The sequence below is a fragment of the Streptomyces sp. NPDC026673 genome, from assembly GCF_040638135.1.
Lineage (GTDB): Bacteria > Actinomycetota > Actinomycetes > Streptomycetales > Streptomycetaceae > Actinacidiphila.
In genome coordinates this window covers 201571-221836 of the sequence record NZ_JBEZXR010000006.1, presented here as the reverse complement: position 1 = coordinate 221836, position 20266 = coordinate 201571, and the positions used below count along the sequence as shown (strand labels likewise).

Annotated in this window: 19 protein-coding genes and 1 pseudogene; 16 read left to right on the top strand and 4 right to left on the bottom strand. The window is 71.6% G+C overall.

Annotated elements, in window-relative coordinates; all coding sequences use genetic code 11:
- The first annotated feature begins 64 nt into the window (after window positions 1-64).
- The 6 genes and pseudogenes from AB0F62_RS07840 (at window position 65) to AB0F62_RS07815 (ending at window position 6974) form a co-directional block, all read left to right on the top strand.
- On the top strand, window positions 65-553 hold the full coding sequence (locus AB0F62_RS07840; RefSeq protein WP_361793413.1) for an Lrp/AsnC family transcriptional regulator: 489 nt from the start codon (window positions 65-67) through the stop codon (window positions 551-553).
- 25 nt (window positions 554-578) lie between these two features.
- Entirely contained in the window at window positions 579-1250 is a 672-nt protein-coding gene (locus tag AB0F62_RS07835) for an HAD family phosphatase (RefSeq protein ID WP_361793410.1), read from the top strand.
- Window positions 1251-1367: 117 nt separating this feature from the next.
- Window positions 1368-1569 (top strand): annotated as a pseudogene (locus AB0F62_RS07830) (ferredoxin); the annotation flags it as partial.
- 876 nt (window positions 1570-2445) lie between these two features.
- Window positions 2446-3819 carry a hypothetical protein gene (locus tag AB0F62_RS07825; protein WP_361793407.1) on the top strand — a complete coding sequence of 458 codons (1374 nt, stop codon included), beginning with the start codon at window positions 2446-2448 and terminating at the stop codon, window positions 3817-3819.
- Window positions 3820-3995: 176 nt separating this feature from the next.
- Entirely contained in the window at window positions 3996-5459 is a 1464-nt protein-coding gene (locus tag AB0F62_RS07820) for a GMC oxidoreductase (protein WP_361793404.1), read from the top strand.
- A 54-nt stretch (window positions 5460-5513) separates the two neighbouring features.
- Window positions 5514-6974 carry an SIR2 family protein gene (locus AB0F62_RS07815; RefSeq protein ID WP_361793401.1) on the top strand — a complete coding sequence of 487 codons (1461 nt, stop codon included), beginning with the start codon at window positions 5514-5516 and terminating at the stop codon, window positions 6972-6974.
- 385 nt (window positions 6975-7359) lie between these two features.
- On the opposite strand, the gene AB0F62_RS07810 is transcribed toward AB0F62_RS07815, so the two are convergent.
- Window positions 7360-7782 (bottom strand): secondary thiamine-phosphate synthase enzyme YjbQ, encoded by a 423-nt coding sequence (locus AB0F62_RS07810; RefSeq protein WP_361793398.1) that lies wholly within the window; start codon window positions 7780-7782, stop codon window positions 7360-7362.
- Window positions 7783-7895: 113 nt separating this feature from the next.
- On the opposite strand from AB0F62_RS07810, the gene AB0F62_RS07805 reads away from it, so the two are divergent.
- The 7 genes from AB0F62_RS07805 to AB0F62_RS07775 all read left to right on the top strand — a co-directional run bounded on the left by AB0F62_RS07805 (window position 7896) and on the right by AB0F62_RS07775 (window position 13826).
- Window positions 7896-7979, top strand: a complete 84-nt coding sequence (locus AB0F62_RS07805; protein WP_361793467.1) for a putative leader peptide — start codon at window positions 7896-7898, stop codon at window positions 7977-7979.
- Window positions 7980-8160: 181 nt separating this feature from the next.
- On the top strand, window positions 8161-9102 hold the full coding sequence (locus AB0F62_RS07800) for an ABC transporter permease subunit (protein WP_361793395.1): 942 nt from the start codon (window positions 8161-8163) through the stop codon (window positions 9100-9102).
- Complete coding sequence (locus AB0F62_RS07795; protein ID WP_361793392.1) at window positions 9075-9845, top strand: ABC transporter ATP-binding protein; 771 nt, start codon at window positions 9075-9077, stop codon at window positions 9843-9845. Before AB0F62_RS07800 ends, AB0F62_RS07795 begins: the two co-directional genes overlap by 28 nt.
- Window positions 9846-9872: 27 nt before the next feature.
- Entirely contained in the window at window positions 9873-10904 is a 1032-nt protein-coding gene (locus tag AB0F62_RS07790; protein WP_361793390.1) for an ABC transporter substrate-binding protein, read from the top strand.
- A 10-nt stretch (window positions 10905-10914) separates the two neighbouring features.
- Complete coding sequence (locus AB0F62_RS07785) at window positions 10915-12123, top strand: LLM class flavin-dependent oxidoreductase (RefSeq protein ID WP_361793388.1); 1209 nt, start codon at window positions 10915-10917, stop codon at window positions 12121-12123.
- Between the two features lie 115 nt (window positions 12124-12238).
- Complete coding sequence (locus AB0F62_RS07780) at window positions 12239-12697, top strand: hypothetical protein (protein WP_361793385.1); 459 nt, start codon at window positions 12239-12241, stop codon at window positions 12695-12697.
- A 16-nt stretch (window positions 12698-12713) separates the two neighbouring features.
- Window positions 12714-13826, top strand: a complete 1113-nt coding sequence (locus AB0F62_RS07775; RefSeq protein WP_361793464.1) for an NAD(P)-binding domain-containing protein — start codon at window positions 12714-12716, stop codon at window positions 13824-13826.
- A 60-nt stretch (window positions 13827-13886) separates the two neighbouring features.
- Here AB0F62_RS07775 and AB0F62_RS07770 read toward each other — a convergent pair whose 3' ends face one another.
- The gene (locus tag AB0F62_RS07770; protein ID WP_361793461.1) at window positions 13887-14912 is read right to left on the bottom strand and encodes a LacI family DNA-binding transcriptional regulator; all 1026 of its coding nucleotides are present in this window, start codon (window positions 14910-14912) and stop codon (window positions 13887-13889) included.
- Window positions 14913-15092: 180 nt separating this feature from the next.
- On the bottom strand, window positions 15093-15413 hold the full coding sequence (locus AB0F62_RS07765) for an L-rhamnose mutarotase (protein WP_361793382.1): 321 nt from the start codon (window positions 15411-15413) through the stop codon (window positions 15093-15095).
- A 189-nt stretch (window positions 15414-15602) separates the two neighbouring features.
- Here AB0F62_RS07765 and AB0F62_RS07760 point away from each other — a divergent pair, with 189 nt between their 5' ends.
- Genes AB0F62_RS07760 through AB0F62_RS07750 form a run of 3 tightly spaced genes read left to right on the top strand, consistent with a single transcriptional unit; the run spans window position 15603 to window position 18558 of the window.
- Window positions 15603-16367, top strand: a complete 765-nt coding sequence (locus AB0F62_RS07760) for a (Fe-S)-binding protein (protein ID WP_361793379.1) — start codon at window positions 15603-15605, stop codon at window positions 16365-16367.
- Window positions 16364-17914 carry a LutB/LldF family L-lactate oxidation iron-sulfur protein gene (locus tag AB0F62_RS07755; protein WP_361793376.1) on the top strand — a complete coding sequence of 517 codons (1551 nt, stop codon included), beginning with the start codon at window positions 16364-16366 and terminating at the stop codon, window positions 17912-17914. Before AB0F62_RS07760 ends, AB0F62_RS07755 begins: the two co-directional genes overlap by 4 nt.
- Entirely contained in the window at window positions 17911-18558 is a 648-nt protein-coding gene (locus AB0F62_RS07750; protein ID WP_361793373.1) for an LUD domain-containing protein, read from the top strand. The genes AB0F62_RS07755 and AB0F62_RS07750 overlap by 4 nt, the downstream gene beginning before the upstream one ends.
- An 11-nt stretch (window positions 18559-18569) precedes the next feature.
- Here AB0F62_RS07750 and AB0F62_RS07745 read toward each other — a convergent pair whose 3' ends face one another.
- Window positions 18570-20225, bottom strand: coding sequence for a bifunctional 3'-5' exonuclease/DNA polymerase (locus AB0F62_RS07745; protein WP_361793370.1), 1656 nt, complete (start codon window positions 20223-20225; stop codon window positions 18570-18572).
- Window positions 20226-20266 lie beyond the last annotated feature (41 nt).

Here is a 20266-nt window from a genome sequence, read left to right as displayed (position 1 = left end):
GAGCGGGCCGTTGGCACCGTCGCGGCCGCCGTACGACCCGGACCCCGAGGGAGGCCGCCGGCCCATGCCCGCCGACGAACTGGACGCCCGGATCCTGGCGCTGCTGCTGGAGCAGCCGCGCACCAGCGTGCGCGAGTACGCCCGCATCCTGGGAGTGGCGCGCGGAACGCTGCAGGCGCGGCTGGACCGCCTGGAGCGGGACGGGGTGATCACCGGATACGGCCCGCGCCTGTCGCCCGGGGCGCTGGGCTACCAGGTGCTGGCCTTCGTGCATCTGGAGGTGACCCAGGGGCACCTGGACGACGCGGGCGAGGCCCTGGCCGCCGTGCCGGAGATCATCGAGGCGTTCTCGATCACCGGCGGCGGCGACCTGCTGACCCGGGTCGTCGCCCGCGACGCCGCGCATCTGGAGGACGTGATCCAGCGTCTGATCCAGGTGCCCGGCGTGGTGCGGACCCGTACGGAGGTCGCGCTGCGCGAGCGGGTGCCCCAGCGGATGCTGCCGCTGGTCCGGGAGGTGGGCCGGGAGGCCGCGGCCGGGCGCACGCCGTGATCGCCGGCTTGGCATGCTGGAGGGCATGACGCTCCCCGCGGTGATATTCGACCTCGACGGCACCCTCGTGGACAGCGAGCCCAACTACTTCGAGGCGGGCCGCAGACTGCTGGCCGCGCACGGCGTGGACGACTTCACCTGGGAGCGGCACGAGCGCTTCATCGGCATCGGCACCAAGGAGACACTGGAGACCCTACGCGAGGAGTACGGGCTGTCGGCATCCGTCCAGGAGCTGCTGGACGGCAAGAACCGGCTCTACCTGGAGCTGGCCCGCGCGTCCACCGAGGTCTTCCCGCGGATGCGCGCCTTCGTCGAGCTGCTGGCGAAGGCCGGGCACCCCATGGCGGTGGCCTCCGGTTCCTCGCGCGACGCGATCCGGGCGGTGCTGGCCGGCACCGGACTGGACGCCCTGCTGACGACCGTGGTCTCCGCGGAGGAGGTGGACCGCGGCAAGCCCGCCCCCGACGTCTTCCTGGAGGCGGCCGCCCGGCTCGGGGTGGACGCGGCGGACTGCGTGGTCGTCGAGGACGCGCCGCCCGGCGCGGAGGCGGCGCACAGGGCGGGCATGCGGTGTGTCGCGGTGCCGTATCTCCCGATGCAGGTGGACGATCCCGCGTTCGCGACGGCCGGGCTGCTGGTGCGCGGAGGCCAGAGCGCCTTCGACGCCCGGGTCGTGATGGACTGGCTGACGAGCTGACGTGCCGGCGGCGCACCGGGTGGCGGCCTCGCGAAGGACGGATCGTCAACCCTGCGGTTAGTGGTGGCGCATGGCCCGGCTTCCGCCGGCGCCCTGACGGCCGTGACCGGCAGCAGGATGAGACGGACCCGCGAAACCCGTCGTCGACTTCAACCGGTGAAATATGCGCAGTGCGCCTTCCTCGCACCCGACGTCTTCGAACTCCACAGCGAGAAGGCGCTGCTGTTCGGCGCCTGGGCTCCCGGTCCAGGAACGCGACCGAATGGAGCGAGCGGCGGCCGCGTGCCCTGTCCAGGCGATCCTGGCGGAGGACGTCTCCCTCCGGGACGGTGCCGGGGCGGGCCCGTGGCACACCGGGACGCGCGCCGCGGAGGCCCTGTGCGACAAGGGCTTCACCGGATCCCTGCCGATCATCGGCGCGGAGTCCGAACGCTCTTACGACCGGCCTCCCATGTCGAAGTCCGTGATGCTCGGCCGCATGCCGCCCGAGGTGAGGTGCCGGCCCGCTGGCAGCTCGGCGTGCCCGCCACCGACGTGGACGTGACCGGGCGGCGGGTCGCGCTGCGGGACGGCGGCCACGCGGAGTATGAGCCGCTTCTGATTCCGGCGGGCGTACAGACCCGACCGTGGCCGGAGGCGACACAGGCCGCCCTCGACGGAGTCTTCGCACTGCACACCATGCGATCGGGGCGTTGGACGGGTTGATAGCCGCCGTAGCGGCAGCGCCATCGCGCCGACGGCGGCGACCTGCGCCGCAGGGATACCGTCACCGCCTTGGGGGGGGCGACGGGGACGGTCGGCTGCACGGAGCCGGGCCGTCGGACGGTACGACGATCGGGTGCGATGTCGCGGTCATGGCGCTCGGCGCGGTCCGCAACACCGAGTGCCCGGTCTACGTCGAGCTGCGCGAGATGCCCGTCGCGCGCCAGGAGAACGGGTCCTATCCAGTCGGTGCCTACCGCGAGATCCAGGCGGTTCTCCGCGGCCCGCGGCACCTGCGGATCGCGTGCGACAGGGTGCGGTCCGGGGTGGCCGGGCGGAGGCCCCGGAACGGCCTCAGGAGGGTGTCCCTCACGTGTGGAGCGAGGCCACTCTGCCCGGGAAGTTGACCATGACCCAACTCCAAACGCCACGGCAACAGTTAGGCTAACTACAACGGCGGAGGCCGTGGCGGTCCGGGACGGGGGAAGTATCGATGGAGCGCGACGAACTCGCCGAACGGCAGTACCTCATGAGCCGTGGGGAACGGATCCGCAGGCATGTGCGCACACATGTGCAGCGCGCCGTCGTCGGGGGGATCAGCAGCGTGGCAGTGCTGGCGGGTTTCCTCTCCGCCGCCGAGATAACGTGGCCGCTTCACCTTTATCTGCTCCTCACCCTCGGTGCTACGGCCCTCTTCCTTCCTGGTCTGGCGCTGCTCGAACCGGGCAGGCGTCACATACTCGTAGGGCGCCTTCTGCACCGTGGTCGCACGGTCACGGGTAGGCCGGATCCCTTGCCGCCGCTGCCGTCCGTGACGGTTATCGACAGGGCCTCTGCTCCCCAGATCATGGCCACCGCCTGTGACGACCCGGTATACATGGCGGGCTTCCGGGCCTTGCTCCCACCCAACCGCCCGTTGATCGTCGTGCCCAGTGGCCCATCGGACGTCGGCCGGCCCGAGGAAATGCTGTGGCCACTGTTCGAGCATCGGTTCAGCCGCTCCCATCATCAGGTCGACTTGCGCCGTTTCGGGTTACCCCTTTCCCCCTACGTCGTAGAACGCGAACTGTCAGGCGACAACGGCAGCGCACAGCGACTCCTGCCCGTTCGGGATCTCACCTTCACCACCGCTCTCGCCACGGCACTGGTGGCCGGGAGCGACCAGCCCGTCCCCCCACTCACACCCGAGCATTGTGTGGATCCCCTTCAGATCGCCCAGCACGACGTGGTGATCGTCGGGGGACCAGACACCAACTTCTGGCACGCCGTGCTGTTCGAGCCGCTCCACCAGGAGTTCGCCCTGCCCGCCTCCTCAGTACCGCTGGCTTTCCGGATGCGGCGGGAACGCGACGGTGGCATCCCCGTGTACGGGAACACGATCGCCTCCGCCGTCCGGGACGGTCAGGGCCACGACGAGCGACACGCCAGTTCATCGTTGTTCGGGCACGTTCTGCAGCCCACGTACGGAATGATTCTCGCATGCCGCAATCCGCTCGCTGCTGCCCTGGGCCTGTCCCGGTGGTGCGTGTTCGTCGCGGGGACGACCTCCTTGGCCACGGCAGGAGCGGTGCTCGCACTGAGCCGCGTACTCAGGCGCATGTCCGGTGACCGTGACACCAATCTCTCAACGGTGGTCCCCACAGCGCATCCGCATGTCCGGGCCCAGGTGTCGGCGGCGCTCTGCCGTGTCACGGAAGTAGAGCAGTCGTCCGTGCGGAGCAACGGCCGGGTGATACCGCGCCAGAGGCGCCCGCTTCCCGCTGCAGGCCCAGTACCGGACGGGTTCCACGATTTTTGGCTTCCGACTCGATGCGAACTGCTCGACTGCTCGGACTCGGACTCCCAGCCCCGATGGCACCCGGTCTGAGCACGTCAGAAAGAATGAACACCAGGAGGAACGCACAATGAACGGCACAGGGCTTCGGCCCGTGGACTCCGTTCCGGCACGTGAGTCTGTTCTTGGCTGCCGGGTGGGCGGGGCCGATGACTGAACCAGTTCCGGCCGGGCCGAACAGTGGTCTCCCGGAGCGGTGCCGTATCGCCGTGGTGGGCTCCGGCCTCGCCGGCCTGAGTCTGGCACGCGAGCTTGCGGATCTCCGGACAGACGGGGTGGTGGTACTGGAAGCGGGGCCCGACCGCGGCCACGCCCACAAGGAACTACTGACTCGCGACGAGTCACTACGCCTGTGGCACACCGAGGATCCGGATTTCCACCGCAACTGGACCAGCGATCTGCCGCCGCACTACCTGCACAGTTCCGGGCTTCGCAAACGACTGGGCGGGCGCTCGCTCTACTGGCATGGGGTCTGCCTCCCCATCGAGGAGCAAGTTCTCAGGTCAGGCGCCTGGCCGACCGCCCTGGCGGCCGAATTGCTCGGCGAGCTGCCCTCGAGGGAATCTCTGTACGACCAGGTTGCCAAAAGACTGGAGGACTGGGCCGGGGCACCGGTGAGCCACTGCCGGGGTACGCGGGAACGCTGGCTGCTGGAACACCTTCGGACGCTGGGCTACCCCGTCGACCCCACCCCGCAGGCGTCCCGCTCCGAGCGGGTGCCCGAAGGGGAGAACCGGCAGGTCCCGTTCACGCCGGTCACCCACTGGAACGGCCCGTTGCCGGAGCCTCTGCCGTATCCGGTACTCCCCGACTGCCTCGTCACACGCATGCAGGCCGGTTCGGGGGGGCTGGTCGAGGTGACGGTGGAGCGGCCCGACGGATCCTCAGCCGTGCTACTGGCCGAGCAGGTGGTGCTCGCAGCGGGGACCTTCGAGAACACCCGGCTGGTCGGACGCCTCCTGGCTGAGACCCACGGCCGCGACTTCTGGGAGTTCGGGAATCTGACCGATCATGTGAATCAGGGCTTCCTCGCCGTCGTGCCCCGCGAGTCCATGCCGTACCCCCCGGAAGCTGGCCGGGCGTTCTGTGTGATGCCAATGCTCGATGTGTGCAACTCGTACGTGTTCTTCGATCTCATGGAGTCCCCCCGCCCGGATGCGGCGCTGGTGGGTGTGTGGACAATGGGTGAACAGGTGTCGACCGAGAGTCGAGTCCGTGTCGAACGGGTATCTCCCCAAGAACAGTGGGAGTTGAAGGTACAGCCGGTGATCTCTCCCGCCGATGACAGGACCGTTGAGCGGCAGGCGAACCAGCTGGCGGAGATCGTGGAACGGGTGTTCAGGATCGAGCGTACGGCGTACACACTTCGCAAGGAAGATTTCCGGGAGGGCCGTCCGCTGTATCTGCAGCAGTTGGAAGCGGCGCTGGAGCACGACCCGGCGTCCGCGGGTGGGGCGGTCTTCCCTTACGTCTACCCGCTGGGCAGTGTGGACCATGAAGCGGGAACGCTGGCGCTGGGAGGGGATGCGGTTGACGAACACGGCAGCGTACGAGTCATGCCCCAGGTGTTGGTCCTGGGCCCCGCCGTTTTTCCCCGCCAGGGCGCGGCCAATCCATCCCTGACCACACTGGCACTCGCGAAGTGGTATGCCCGACGATTGAGACAGCGGTGATCACGGCCCCCGGACGATCGTCCGGGGGCACGAATTTCGAGGGGGGCGGGCGGCATGGAGTTACCAAATGATCTGGTCAGCGCCTTCAGGCGGGGACTGGGCGCCGTTTTTCTCGGGTCCGGGGCTTCGGCCGCGGCCGGACTTCCGGACCGTCAACAGGTCGCCACGGCGCTGGCACGGGATCTGAGGCTCCCCAAACCGGAGAACGGAAAAGGCTTTCCCGCCAGCGAACTGATAAAGATCCCGCAGTACTACGAGAACCGCTACAACCGGCGCCGACTGGTCAATCGCCTCCAGGAACTCATGGAAGTGAAGCGCTTCACGGACTCCAAAGTCCACAACCTCGTCACCCAACTGCCGTGCGACACGTACTACACGACCAATCACGACGAAGTGCTCGAGGAGACCCTGCGCCAGCAGCATCACGGATTCGCCGCCGTGGTGTCCGAGGAAGCGGCCCGCACCTTCGCCGAGCGGCGCGGAAAGGTGGTGCGGAAGATTCACGGGACGATCTCACAGCCCGACACGCTGATCGTGACACGCAGCGACTACGCGGACTTCGCCAGCGAGAGCAGATTTTCCATCGACGCACTGCGAAACGACCTCACGCAGCGCGTCTTCCTCTTCGTCGGCTACAGCCTCACCGATCCGGACTTCAACAGTATCTACGATCATGTCCTCTACGGCATGGGACGCATGCGTCAGACCCACTTCATCTGCATCGACGGCGCAACCGACCTGGAGGTCCAGGACCTGCGTCAGTGCGGAATCGAGGTGATCGACCTCGCCCAATGGCCCGGCCGCACCGAGGCCGACCGACTGGTCTCCTTCCTGCAGGCACTGGCCGAGGCCACCAGCGCGATGGTGCACGTGGAGCGCTTCTTCAGCGGGCTCCGGCAGGGCGAGCGGGTACCCATGGTCGTCCGGTCCGTGTTCAACGAGGAGGAGACCTCCGTCTACTACCCGGACTGCGACATCCGCGTGGCCCAGGAAGTCGAGAAAGCCCTCCAAGCCATGGGCTGCGAGCCCGAACTAGTACCCTCGGTGCTGGCCGAGGCCCGTTTCGATGAATACCTCCAGAGGAATCTGGTGCTCATCTGCTCACCACTCGGCAATTCCTTCACCGCCCGGGTATTCGACCGACTGGAGGAGCGGAGCACCAACATCTGCATAAGGTTCCGCATGGAAGACGGGAACGGCTATCTGGAGGACATCAAGACCGGCCAGAGGTATCTCCCCGACCGTCCGGCGGACGCCGACTCGCAGCGGGTTCAGTACGACTACAGCGTCATCGCGCGCTATAGGAACCCCTGGGCCGATGACAAATACCTCTTCATCATGGCAGGGATCAACGCCATCGGAACGCACGCGGTCGCACGCTTCCTGTCCAACCTGATGAACTACCGGAAGCTCCCGAGAAGCGAGGACGACTCGGTACTCCTGCTGCGTGTGCGCTACCGATCCTACGATCCCTATCGGTTCGTCTCGGAGGAGGAACCCTTCGCGGAGCTGTAAGTCCGGTATTTCCGATCCCCTCCGCTCAATCGCGGAGACCTCGACCGAGAAAATTGAGCCGCATCTGGCAGCGGGGGTTGTCGCGGTTGGTGTCCGCGGCCTCCGTCATGCCCCGGACGAGCACCTCGTCTATCCCCCCGCGGGCCAGAGGCGAGGATGGCTGCTTCGCGGATCTTGTGAGGCTCAGGCACCAGCGCCAGCATCCGGCACGCTCACGCCAGCTCGTGAGTCACGGACCGTGCCCGAGTTGCCGAGGCCTTCCGCGCCCCGGTCCGGTTCCCGCACGGCTCCTCGACCGGGCGGTCCGGAGAGGCCTGGCAGCCCCGGAAGCCGCTTCGTCGCCGGCGCGGCTACCAATCTACCGGCCCCTCATGGCCCCACCGGGCTACGCGAGAAATGAGAATCTGACCTGGCGCCGCGGGTTGTCCCGGTTGGTGTCGACCAGGACGACGGACTGCCAGGTGCCGAGCTCCAGGCGGCCGCCGATCACCGGGAGCGTGGCGTGCGGCGGGACGATGGCGGGCAGCACGTGGTCGCGGCCGTGGCCGGGGCTGCCGTGGCGGTGGCGCCAGCGGTCATCGGCGGGCAGCAGGTCGTGGAGCGCGGCGAGCAGGTCGTCGTCGCTGCCCGCGCCGGTCTCGATGACGGCGATCCCGGCGGTCGCGTGCGGCACGAAGACGTTGAGCAGTCCGTCGCGGCCGCGGGCCACCGCATCGAGGAAGTCGGCGCAGGCGGCCGTCAGGTCGTGGACCGTCTCGCGGCTGCCGGTGGTGATGTCGAGGGTGCGGGTGGAGAAAGCGTCGGCCATGTGACCATGGTGGCCCACCCGGCTGCCTTCCGCGGTCCCGGGGCACGCCGCGGACATCCCGAGGACCGAGACGCCGTTGACGCCATCTGGACGGCTTCGCTACGTTCGCCGGTATGTTGCGTCCCGTTCTGCTCACCACGCGCGGTCACATCGACCTGCTGCGGGTGGCCTCCGCCGCCTGTCGCCGCGGCTGCTGACGCCTTCACAGTTCTGCCTCTCGCGCGCTTTCTTCCGCGTGCCTCCCGCACCCTTCCCCCGCACCGCACCGCCCCGTACGCGTTCGCATGACGCCGGGCAGGGCTGACGCCCGCGCCTGAACGGTTCCGCGTGCGGACGGTCGTGCGTGCCCGCTCACCGCCACCCGACGTGGAGCCTTCCATGAGCATCAGCAAAGCACCGCCGGACATATCCGTGATATCCGGGGACGTCCCTCGCGACACCCCGCCCACGGAACCACCTCCAGCCGGTCCAGGCGGTCCCGCCGGTCCGCCCGCCCTCGCCACCGCCCTCGCCGCCCCCGGCCTTCGGCCCGTCGTGCCCGTCTCCGCCCGCCGCCGGTCACTGCCCCGCTGGCTGCGCCGCGCCACCGGCCCGCTGCTGCTGCTCGCGCTGTGGCAGCTGCTCAGTACGACCGGCGTGCTGCGCCCGGAGGTGCTGGCCTCCCCCGGCACCATCGCCGGAACCGCGGCGGACCTCGTGGCGAGTGGTCAACTGCCCTCCGCGATGGCCGTGTCGCTGCAGCGCGTGGTGATCGGGCTGCTCCTCGGCGGGGTGATCGGCATCGCCCTGGCCCTGCTGTCCGGGCTGTCCCGGCTGGGCGAGGACCTGATCGACGCGAGCGTGCAGATGCTCCGCGCCGTGCCGTTCGTCGGCCTGATCCCGCTCTTCATCATCTGGCTCGGCATCGGCGAGGCCCCGAAGGTCACCCTCATCGCCCTCGGTGTCGCCTTCCACCTCTACCTCAACGTCTACGCGGGCATCCGGGGGGTCGACGAGCAGCTCGTCGAGGCGGGCACCTCGCTCGGACTGTCCCGGTGGGGACTGATCCGGCACGTCGTCCTGCCGGGCGCGCTGCCCGGCGCGATGACAGGGCTGCGCTACTCGCTCGCGACCGCGTGGCTCGCGCTGGTCTTCGGTGAGCAGATCAACGCCAGTGACGGCATCGGCTTCCTGATGACCCAGGCGCGTGACTTCCTGCGGACCGACGTGATCGTGGTCTGCCTCGTCGTCTACGCCTTCCTCGGCCTCACCGCCGACATCGTCGTCCGCGCTCTCGAAAGGCTGCTGCTGCAATGGCGACCGACCTTCACCGGCCAGTAAGCCACGGCGCGGCCGGAGCCGCGCCCGGTCCCGAGGCCGTACGCGTGGCGGGCCTCACCCGCTCCTTCGGCGGCCGCCCGGTCATCGACGGCCTCGACCTCACGCTCCGGGCGGGCGAGTTCACGGCGCTGCTCGGCCGCAGCGGCTGCGGGAAGAGCACGCTGCTGCGCGTCCTCGGCGGGCTCGACCGGGAGATCGAGGGCACCGTGCTGGTGCCGGACAGGCGCGCCGTCGCCTTCCAGGCGCCCCGGCTGATGCCGTGGAAGCGGGTGTGGCGCAACGTCCTGCTCGGGCTGCCGGGCCGATCTGAACGGGCCGTGGCGGAGCGTGCGTTGGAGGAGGTCGGGCTCCGGCACCGGTCGGGGGCCTGGCCCAAGACGCTCTCCGGCGGCGAGGCCCAGCGCGCGTCGCTCGCCCGGGCCCTGGTCCGCGAACCCGATCTGCTGCTGCTGGACGAGCCGTTCGGCGCCCTGGACGCGCTGACCCGCATCACCGCGCAACGGCTCGTCGCCGAGCTGTGGCAGCGCCGCGGCTGCGCGGTGCTGCTCGTCACGCACGACGTGGACGAGGCCCTGCTCCTGGCCGACCGGGCCCTGGTCATGCGGGACGGGGTCATCGCCCACGACACTCCCGTGGAGCTCGCCCGCCCGCGCGAGGTCGGCGACCCGGACTTCACCGCCCTGCGCTCCCGCCTGCTCGCCGAACTCGGCGTCGGCGAGCAGGCGACCGCCGAAGCGGCCTGATCCTCCCCCACCAGAAGGACGGCAACCATGAAGACCCAGCGCATCACCCCCGCCCTGCTCCTGCCCCTCGCCCTCCTGCTCGCGGCCTGCGGGGGTGTCTCCTCGGCCGACAGTTCGGTGGGCGGCGCGGGCGACGGCACCGACGGCAGGGGCTCGGTCACCTTGAACGTCGGTGACCAGAAGGGCGGTTCCGAGGCCGTGCTGAGGGCGGCCGGGGAGCTCGACGACCTCACGTACCGGATCAAGTGGTCGACCTTCACCTCCGGTCCACCGTTGCTGGAGGCCGTGAACGCCAAGGCGGTGGACGTCGGCGGGGTGGGCAACACCCCGCCGGTCTTCGCCGCCGGATCCGGGTCGAAGATCACGGTGGTGGCGGCCTCGCACGGCTCGTCGGAGGGCGAGGCCATCGTCGTCCCCAAGGGCTCGGCACTGAGGAGGCCCGCCGATCTGAAGGGCAAACGCGTCGCCGTCGCCCAGGGCAGTTCCGCGCACTACCAACTGATCGCCTCGCTGCGGGCCGCCGGGCTGTCGCTCGACGACGTCGACGTCAGCTACTTGCAGCCCGCCGACGCTCTGGCCGCCTTCAGCGGCGGCAAGGTCGACGCCTGGGCGATCTGGGACCCGTACACCTCCCAGGTGCTGCGCAACAACGGCGCGCGCGTCCTGACCACCGGCACCGGGCGGGTCAACGGGCTCTCCTTCCAGGTCGCCGCGCCGGGCGCGCTCGCGGACAAGGCGAAGGCCGCCGCCATCGGCGACTACCTGGAACGTCTGCGGCGCGCTCAGGACTGGGTCTACGAGCACCCCGAGGAGTGGGCGAAGGCGTGGGCCAAGGAGACCGGGCTGCCCTACGAGGTGGCCCTGGACTCGGTGAAACGCAGCAACGGCACCCGGGTCTCGGTGGCCGTCGACGACGCCGCCGTCGCCTCCGAACAGGAGATCGCCGACACCTTCGAGAAGCTCGGGCTCATCCCGCGCCATGTCGACTTCGCCGACTTCGTCGACCGCCGCTTCAACAGCGGCCTCCCCGCCTCGACCACCGCCGCACGCACCTACTGAGAGGCCGCACATGTCCGTACACCTGCACTGGTTCCTGCCCACCGGAGGCGACGGCCGCACCCTGGTGGACCGGCACGCCTACACCGACGGCGGCATCAAGCGCTCGCGCGTCACCCCGGTCTCCGGGGTGCGGGCGCCCGACATCGACTACCTGGCGCAGATCGCGCGCGCCGCCGACCAGCTCGGCTTCGAGGCCGTGCTGACTCCCACCGGCACCTGGTGCGAGGACGCCTGGCTGACCACGGTCGCGCTGTCGCAGCACACCGAACGGCTGAAGTTCCTGGTCGCGTTCCGCCCGGGGGTCGTCTCACCGGTCCTGGCGGCGCAGATGGCGGCGACGTACCAGCGGATCACCCGGGGCCGGCTGCTGCTCAACGTCGTCACGGGCGGGGACTCCACCGAGCAGCGCCGGTTCGGCGACCACTTGGACCACGACGCCCGCTACTCCCGCACCGACGAGTTCCTGTCGGTGGTGCGCGGGGTGTGGGCCGGCCGGCCCTTCGACTTCGACGGCGAGCACTACCGCGTCGAGGGCGGGCTCACAGCGCTGCCGCCCGACCCGCTGCCGCAGATCTTCTTCGGCGGCTCGTCGCCGGCGGCCGGACCCGTCGCGGCCCGGCACTCGGACGTCTATCTGACCTGGGGCGAGCCGCCGGAGCAGGTCAAGGCGAAGACCGACTGGATCCGCGGCCTCGCGGAGGCGGAGGGGCGCACGGTGCGGTTCGGCATCCGCCTCCACGTGATCTCCCGTGACTCCGCCAAGGAGGCGTGGGCGACGGCGGACCGGCTCCTGGGCGACCTGGACGGGGACACGATCGCCGCCGCGCAGGAGGCGCTCGGCCGCAGTGAATCGGTGGGCCAGCAGCGGATGCTGGCGCTGCACGGCGGCTCGCGGGACGGGCTCGAGATCGCGCCGAACCTGTGGGCGGGGGTGGGCCTGGTGCGCGGCGGGGCCGGTACGGCCCTGGTCGGCGGCCACGCGGAGGTCGCCGACCGGATCGAGGAGTACCACGCCCTGGGGATCGACCACTTCGTGCTGTCGGGCTATCCGCACCTGGAGGAGGCGTACTGGTTCGGTGAGGGCGTCATGCCCGAACTGGCCGCGCGGGGGCTGCTCGAGAGGGCGCCCGCCGCCCCGCTCGCGGGCGTCCCCGCGGCGAACGGCCGGCCCGCGTCCGCTCCGGGCGGCGCTCCGCTGCTGCTCTCCGGAGGGCGGTGAACGGCGGGGGGCGGCCGGCCTGATCCTGGCGGCCGCCCCCCGATTGGTCTGGACCACTCGCCGTCGATCGGGATAGTGTCGGCTCCGCCCGCCCGAGCGCCGAAGGGGGACCCTCGTGTACGCACCGCACCGCGTCGCCGCGCTGGTCGACGTCTGCCTGCTGCCCGTCGGCCGGACCCGCAGGCCGCCGGAGTGGCTCCGGCGCGGCCTGGAGCGGGCCGGGGCGGTCACCGTCGACGTCCCCGCCGCGCTCAGCGGGCCCGCGGTCACCGAACTGCTGCGGGACGAGTTCGGCGAGGGCGCGGTCGTGATCAGCGAGCCACTCGACACCGACGAGGTGGTGGAGGGCTGGGGCGTGCCGGGCGCGGCCGTGCTGGCCTGGCTGTCCGGAGTGGACCTGCTCCAGCTCGGCCCCGGCTGCGGGACGGGCGTCCGGGAGGCCATCCGCACCGCGGCGACCCGGGCCGTCGCCGACGGCGACCTGCCGCTGTCCCGTCTGGAGGAGGCCGCGGCGCGGGTCGCGCGGCTGCGCCGCGAGGTGTGCCGGGAAGCTTCCGCGAACACACGTGGTTAGTGGAACCGTGAACCATGTGGATGTCGACGTCGCCGTCATCGGGGCCGGCCAGGCCGGACTGTCGGGTGCCTACTTCCTGCGGCGGGCCGGGATGCGGCCCGACGAGGACTTCGTCGTCCTCGACCACTCCCCCGGCCCCGGCGGTGCCTGGCAGTTCCGCTGGCCGACCCTGACGTACGGCAGGGCGCACGGCGTGCACGCGCTGCCCGGCATGGAGCTCGAGGGCGCCGACCCCGACCGGCCGTCGGCCGAGGTGGTCGGCGAGTACTTCGACCACTACGAACGCGCCTTCGACCTGCGCGTGCACCGCCCGGTGAACGTCTCCGCGGTACGCGAGGGTCCCGGCGGCCGGCTGCTCGTCGAGAGCGACGCGGGCACCTGGGCCGCCCGCGCCCTGATCAACGCCACCGGAACCTGGGACCGGCCCTTCGTGCCGCGCTACCCGGGACAGGAGACCTTCCGCGGCCGTCAGCTGCACACCGCCGGCTACCGCGGGCGCGAGGAGTTCGCCGGGAAGCACGTGCTCGTCGTCGGCGGCGGGACCTCCGCCGTCCAGCTGCTGATGGAGCTCCACGAGCCGGGCGGCGCCGCCGCGACGACCTGGGTGACCCGGCGGCCCCCCGTCTACCGCAGCGGCCCCTTCAGCGAGGAGTGGGGCCGGTCCGCCGTGGCGCTGGTCGAGGAACGCGTCAAGCAGGGCCTGCCCCCGCAGAGCGTCGTCAGCGTGACCGGACTGCCCATGACCGAGGCGATGCAGCGCGCCGGCGAGCGCGGCATCCTCGAACGCCTCCCCATGTTCGACCGCGTCACCGCGGACGGCGTCACCTGGGCGGACGGCCGCCATGTCGCCGTCGACGTCATCCTGTGGGCCACGGGCTTCCGCGCGGCCCTGGACCACCTGGCCCCGCTGCGCCTGCGCGAGCCCGGCGGCGGCATCCGCCTCCAGGGCCTCACCCAGGTCGCCTCCGACCCCCGGATCCACCTCATCGGCTACGGACCCTCCGCCAGCACCATCGGCGCCAACCGGGCCGGGCGCAGCGCCGTCCGCGAGATCCGTGCCCATCTGCGCGCACAGGACCGGGCGCGGGAGGACGCGGGGGCGCCGGAACCGGTGGCCGCGACCGCCTGACCCGAGGAACCCGCGGCCCGCACCGTGCACCGTGCACCTGCTGCGGCGTCCCCGGAGCGCTCAGCGGGCGGCGCGGGCGCTCCTGCCGAGGGTGGAGGCGCGGACGACCAGTTCGGGCTGGAAGACGATGCGCCGGTGCTCGTGGTCCTCCGCCGCGTCCCCCGTCTCCTCGATGAGCAGGTCCGCCGCGGCGCGTCCCATCCGGTAGGCGGGCTGCCGCACCGACGTCAGCGGCACGGCGGCGGCCGCCGCGAACTCGATGTCGTCGTAGCCGACCAGCGCGATGTCCTCCGGCACCGCGATGCCCGCCGCGTAGAGCGCCTGCAGGACGCCCAGGGCGAGCAGGTCGTTGGCGCAGAAGACGGCGGTCGGGCGGTTGGCCATCCCCAGGAGCCGGGCGCCGGCGTCCCGTCCGGACGGCACGTCGAGCCGGTCGGCCTCGATGTGCGCCAGGGACTCCGCGGGGAGCCCGGCGGCGTCGAGCGCGTCCAGGGCGCCCGTGCGCCGGTCCTGGCACTGGGCGAGGTGCATGGGACCGCTGACGTAGACGATGCGCTCGTGGCCGCGCTCGATGAGGTGGTCGACCGCGAGGCGGCCGCCCTCGATGTCGTCGACGGAGACCGAGCACGCCTCGGCGCTGGGCACGACGCGGTCCACGAAAACGAAGGGGATGCCGTGCCGCCGGAAGGAGGCGATGTTCCGGCCGCTGGTGTCGGCGGGCGTGACCAGGACGCCGCGCACCCGCTGCTCCGCGAAGAGACCGAGGTAGTCGGCCTCCTCCGAGGGGCTCTCGGCGCTGTTGCAGAGCATGACGCCGAGCCCGGTCTCCCGGGCGGCGCGCTCGGCCCCGGACGCGACGTCCACGAAGAAGGGGTTGGCCATGTCGAGCACGAGCAGCGCGATGATCCTGCTCCGGCCGGCCCTCAGTTGCCGCGCGGACTCACTGCGCACGTAGCCGAGTTGCTCGATGACCGACAGCACGCGGGCACGCGTGTCCTCGGAGACCATGTCCGGCCGGTTGATGACGTTCGACACCGTGCCGACCGACACACCCGCCTGCCGGGCGACGTCCTTGATCCCCACCATGCGTGTCACGAGCTCCGCCCTACCTCCTGCCGCCGGCCCGCCGCAGGCCGCCGGGGGTTCATGCTACGCATTCGTGACGGCGTCGGCGCCCACCGTGTCCGGGTGACCGGACAGGGGCGGCGGATCGGAATCGCGGCCTCCAGGGCGGGCGCACCGTTCACGCGGGTGGCGGAGGAGTCGTCAGGCCAGGTGGAAGACCTCGGTGAGCGGTCGCATGGCCTCGTCGGGCCGGGAGCCGTCGAGCGCCTCGAAGAAGTCCGCCATCTCGGCCTGCCAGCGCGCGTTGACATCGGTCGCCGCCATCGCCTCCTGCGCGGCCGCGAAGTCCTCCGTCTCGAGATAGCCGACGAGCAGGCCGTCCTCCCGGAGGAAGAGGGAGTAGTTGTGCCAGCCGGTGGCGGAGAGCGCGTCCAGCATCTCGGGCCAGACGGCGGCGTGGCGCTCGCGGTACTCGGCGAGCCGGTCCTGGCGGACCTTCAACAGGAAACAGACGCGCTGCACGGTCGGCCCTGGCCTCTCGGGTCTGATATGAAAGGTTTCAATTACGATGGCAGGGACGTTAGGACACCCCGACATGGCTCGTCAATGGCACTCTCTGCGACGCGCAGACATCCGATCTCTGCCCCACAGCCCAGGGCGAATACGGCAGTATGAGCCCACGGGCGGCCGTGCCGACCGGGAGGAGGCCGCATGCGCGTAGCACTGTTCGTCACGTGTGTGAACGACACGTTGTACCCGGAGACGGGGAAAGCGGTCGTGACCCTGCTGGAGCGGCTGGGGGTGACCGTGGACTTCCCCGCCGCGCAGACCTGCTGCGGCCAGCCGCAGTTCAACACCGGATACCGCCACGCGACCGAGCCGCTGGTCGATCGGTACGCGAGGGCCTTCGAAGGCTACGACCACATCGTCACCCCGTCCGGCTCCTGCGCCGCGATGGTGCGGGACAACTACCCGCGGATCGGCGAGAAGGCACGCGCCGAGGGCCGGGGTGGGCATCTCGCCGCCGTCGCCGCGTCCGTCGTACCGCGCACCTATGAGCTCACCGAATTCCTCACCGACGTGCTCAAGGTGACGGACGTCGGCGCGTACTTCCCGTATCCGGTCACTTATCATCCGACCTGTCACGGCCTGCGGATGCTGGGCCTGGGCCGCCGGCCACTGGAGCTGCTCAGCCGTGTGAAGGGGCTGGAGCTGGTCGAACTGCCCGGAGCCGAGGAGTGCTGCGGCTTCGGCGGGACCTTCGCCGTCAAGAACGCGGCCGTCTCCGCCGCGATGGGGGCGGACAAGGCCCGCAACATCACCTCCACCGGCGCGCGCGCCGTGTGCACGGTGGACAACTCCTGCCTGATGCACATCGGTGGCACTCTCGCCCGGCTCGGCTCCGAGGTCCGGCCGGTCCACCTCGCCGAGATCCTCGCGTCGACCGAGGAGCAGCCCTACGGAGGCATCCGATGAGCGGCACCTACCTGGGCATGCCGGCCTTCCCCGTCGCCGCCGGTGACGCGGTGCGCAACGAGACGCTGCGCGGCAACCTGCGGCACGCCACCCACACCATCCGGGACAAGCGGGCCCGCGCGGTCGCCGAACTCGACGACTGGCAGCAGTTGCGCACGGCGGGCAAGCAGATCAAGGACGACGTCCTGCGCCATCTCGACCACTACCTGGTGCAGTTGGAGGAGGCGGTCACCGCCGCGGGCGGCACCGTCCACTGGGCCGCCGACGCGGACGAGGCCAACCGCATCGTCGCGGACCTGGTACGCGCCACAGGTGAGACCGAGGTCGTCAAGGTCAAGTCGATGGCGACCCAGGAGATCGGTCTCAACGAGGCGCTCGCCGAGGCCGGGATCTCCGCCTACGAGACCGACCTGGCCGAGCTGATCGTCCAGCTCGGCGACGACCTCCCGAGTCACATCCTCGTGCCCGCGATCCACCGCAACCGGTCCGAGATCCGCGACATCTTCAACGGCGCGATGGGCCGTTGGGGCCGTCCCGCGCCCGAGGGGCTCTCCGACTCCCCCGCCGAACTCGCGGAGGCCGCCCGGCTCCACCTGCGGGAGAAGTTCCTGCGCGCCAAGGTCGGCGTCTCCGGGGCCAACTTCATGATCGCCGAGACCGGCACCCTGGTCGTCGTGGAGTCCGAGGGCAACGGCCGCATGTGCCTGACGCTGCCCGAGACCCTGATCTCGGTGGTCGGCATCGAGAAGGTGCTGCCGAGCTGGCGGGACCTCGAGGTGTTCCTGCAACTGCTGCCGCGCTCCTCCACGGCCGAGCGGATGAACCCGTACACCAGCACCTGGACCGGCACCACCGACGAGGACGGGCCCCGCACCTTCCACCTCGTCCTGGTCGACAACGGCCGCTCCGACACCCTCGCCGACGAGGTCGGCCGGCAGGCCCTGCGCTGCATCCGCTGCTCGGCGTGCCTGAACGTCTGCCCCGTGTACGAGCGGGCCGGCGGCCACGCGTACGGATCGGCCTACCCGGGGCCGATCGGCGCCATCCTCACCCCGCAGCTCCGCGGCACGGACACCGCGCTCGACGCGTCGCTCCCCTATGCCTCCTCCCTCTGCGGCGCCTGCTACGAGGTGTGCCCGGTGGCCATCGACATCCCGGAGGTCCTCGTCCACCTGCGGGAACGCGTCGTGCAGGGCGGCGAGGCGACCCGGGCGGGGAACAGGGTGACGCTCAGACCCGCCAAGGGCCACGCGGCGGAGCGGGCGGCGATGCGCGCGGCCGGCTGGGCACTGGACCACCCGGCGGCGCTGCGGGCCGGGCAGCGGCTGGCGTCGCGGACCCGCAGGCTCCATCCGCGGCGGCTGCCGGGACCCGGGAAGGCCTGGACCGACACCCGTGACATTCCGGCGGTGCCCGCGGAGTCATTCCGCGACTGGTGGCGGCGCACCCGCGGCACCAGCGCCGGTGCCCGCACCAGTACGGGCACCGGTACGGGCACCAGTACGGGCACCGGCACCCGCTCCGACGGCAGGGAGGGCACCAAGTGAGCACCCGCGACCAGGTCCTGGGGCGGATCCGCCGTGCCCTGGCGGACGTGCCACGCGAGGCGGCACCGGCGGGCGCCGCGGTGGACCGCGGCTATCTGCGCGTCCACGGGGAGCGCGACGCCGCGCAGACGGCCGATCTGCTCGCGGAGAACCTCGCCGACTACCGCGCGATCGTCCACCGCGCGACCGTGGGCGAACTGCCCGGCCGCCTCGCGGGCCTGCTGGCCGCGCGCGGCGCCCGCCGGGTCGTCGTCCCGCCCGGCCTGCCGGAGCAGTGGCTGTCGGCCGTGCAGGACGTGGAACGGGTGGCAGACTCGGCGGCGCTGACGGCGTACGAACTCGACGCCGTCGACAGCGTCGTCACCGGTTGCGCGGTGGCGATCGCGGAGACCGGGACCATCGTGCTGGACGCCGGGCCCGACCAGGGGCGGCGCAGGATCACGCTCGTGCCGGACCACCACGTCGTGGTCGTGCGCGTGCCGGAGCAGGTCGTGGACTCGGTGCCGCAGGCGCTGGAACGGCTCGATCCCGTCAGGCCGTTGACGTGGATCTCCGGCCCCTCGGCGACCAGCGACATCGAACTGGACCGGGTGGAGGGCGTGCACGGGCCGCGCACGCTGGAGGTCGTGCTCGTGACGGACTGACCGCGGGCGGCTCACTTCGCGTCCGCGTAGCACTCGACCACGTGGGTCTGGAGCGGGAAGGGCACCGGCGCCGGGCCGAACAGCAGGCGCCGGGCCTCCTCCGCGGACTCCGTGACGGCGCGCTCGACCGCGGGGGCCAGCTCCAGCGGTGTGTGGACGATGACCTCGTCGTGCAGGAAGAACACCAGCCGGGGCCGGCCGTCGAGCGCGGCCAGCCGGCGGCGCAGGGAGGCCAGCACGGCCAGCGCCCACTCGGCCGCCGTGGCCTGGATGACGAAGTTCCGGGTGAAGCGGCCCCAGGCGCGGGCCTGGGCGTCGGTGAGGTCCTGACGGTCGGCGGAGGGGGGCGGTGAGGTACGCCCCAGGTGGGAGCGGACGACCCCGCCGCCCTCGCCGGTGCGGGCGGCGGACTCCACCAGCCGCATGGCGTCCGGGAACCTGCGGCGCAGGACCTCCAGCAGCGGCCCCACCTCGCCGCTGGTCTGCCCGTACATGGCGCCGAGCAGACCCAGCTTGGCCCGCCCGCGGTCGCCGCCGAACGCGGTGCGGGCCAGGGCGGCGTAGAGGTCGCCCTCGGCGGCGGCCGCCGCGAGCCCCGGATCGCCGGACAGGGCCGCCAGGACGCGGGGCTCGAGCTGCCCCGCGTCGGCGACGACCAGCCGGTGCCCCGGGTCGGCGACCACGGCGGCGCGGATCTGCCGCGGGATCTGCAGGGCGCCGCCGCCGCGGGTGGCCCAGCGCCCCGACACCACCCCGCCGACGACGTACTCGGGGTGGAACCGCCCGGTGGGCGCCCACTGTTCGCGCCAGGCCCAGCCGTGGGCGCTGTGGATGCGGGAGAGCTCCTTGTAGCGCAGCAGCAGCGCGGCGGCCGGGTGCTCGACCTCGCGCAGCACATGGGAACGCGTGGAGGTGATCCGCACACCCACGCGCTCGAAGGCGGGCAGCAGTTGGGCGGGCGAGTCGGGATTGACCGGCCGGCCCAGGGCCTCCTGGATGCCGATGGCCAGCTCGGAGAGCACCTTGGGGCGGACGCCCCCGGCCGGGCGGGGGCCGAGCAACCCGGTGAGGACCGCGTCATGGGCGGCGGCGCTCCACGGGAGGCCGTCCCAGGTCATCTCGGCCGCGGCCAGGGCTCCGGCGGACTCCGCGGCGCAGAGCAGACGGAGCCGGTCGGGATGTTCGGACAGGGCGATCCGGCGCTGCTGGTCGGCGTGGACGGCGACCACGGCCTCCAGCGGGTCCGCGCCCGGCGGCAGGCGGTGGCGGTCGGCGGCGAAGAGCACCGGCTGGTCGTCGGGGCCGCCCTCCGGGGCGTCGTCGGGCACGGGCAGCCCGCGCAGCCGTGCCCAGGCGGCACCCAGGGAGCGCGGCAGGCCCCAGCGCTCCTCGGAACCGAGCAGCACCGCCTCGACGAGCTTGAGGTCGTGGCAGCGGGCCGGGCGCGCGGGGAGCCGTTCCAGCAGCGGGGGGTAGATGTCGTCGGTGGCCGCCCACACCCAGCGCGGCGCCTGCCGGGCCTCGCGGTCGGCGACGGCCGCCGCGAGGTCGCCGACGATCTCCGGGGGCCCCTGCGCGGTGCCGTCCTCGCGCAGCGTCTGCAGCCGCCCGCCGGCCCCCAGGGGATCGGCGACGACGGCGACGGAAAGGCTCCTGGGCGAGGTCACCGTTCGAGATTAGAACGGGCCACCGACAACGCCCGGCGGGC